Source organism: Flavobacterium rhizophilum (genome assembly GCF_046000485.1).
Classification (GTDB): Bacteria; Bacteroidota; Bacteroidia; order Flavobacteriales; family Flavobacteriaceae; genus Flavobacterium; species Flavobacterium rhizophilum.
This window is the reverse complement of record NZ_JBELQB010000036.1, coordinates 1-719: the sequence shown is the minus strand read 5'-3', so window position 1 is coordinate 719 and position 719 is coordinate 1. Positions and strand designations below refer to the sequence as shown.

The following is a 719-nucleotide window of genomic DNA, read 5'->3' as shown; positions in this document are numbered from 1 at the left end:
TATGACGACGGTAACGGTAACACAACTACGCAAACACAAAATGTAATAGTAGATGATACTACTGCTCCTGTGGCTGATGTAGCAACACTTCCAACTATAACAGCACAATGTGAGGTAACTGCAGGAACAATTACTGCGCCTACAGCTACTGATAACTGTGCAGGAACAATAACCGCGACAACTACTGATCCGCTTACCTATTCTGCTCAGAATAGCTATACTATTACATGGACTTATGACGACGGTAACGGTAACACAACTACGCAAACACAAAATGTAATAGTAGATGATACTACTGCTCCTGTGGCTGATGTAGCAACACTTCCAACTATAACAGCACAATGTGAGGTAACTGCAGGAACAATTACTGCGCCTACAGCTACTGATAACTGTGCAGGAACAATAACCGCGACAACTACTGATCCGCTTACCTATTCTGCTCAGGGTACTTATACCATAACATGGACCTATGACGACGGGAACGGAAATACTGCTACACAAACACAAACGGTAGTAGTAGATGATACTACTGCACCTGTAGCGGATGTGGCTACGCTTTCAGCTGTAACGGCACAGTGTGAGGTGACTTCCGGTATGATTACCGCACCAACTGCAACCGATAACTGTGCAGGAACAATAACTGCTACAACTACTGATCCGCTTACCTATTCCGCTCAGGGTACTTATACCATAACATGGACTTATGGCGATGGGAACGG

Annotated in this window: 1 protein-coding gene; it reads left to right on the top strand. The window is 44.6% G+C overall.

What is annotated here, in order from left to right:
* Positions 1-719, top strand: a 719-nt coding sequence (locus ABS768_RS17580) for an HYR-like domain-containing protein (RefSeq protein ID WP_456264640.1), incomplete at both ends; no start/stop codon positions are given.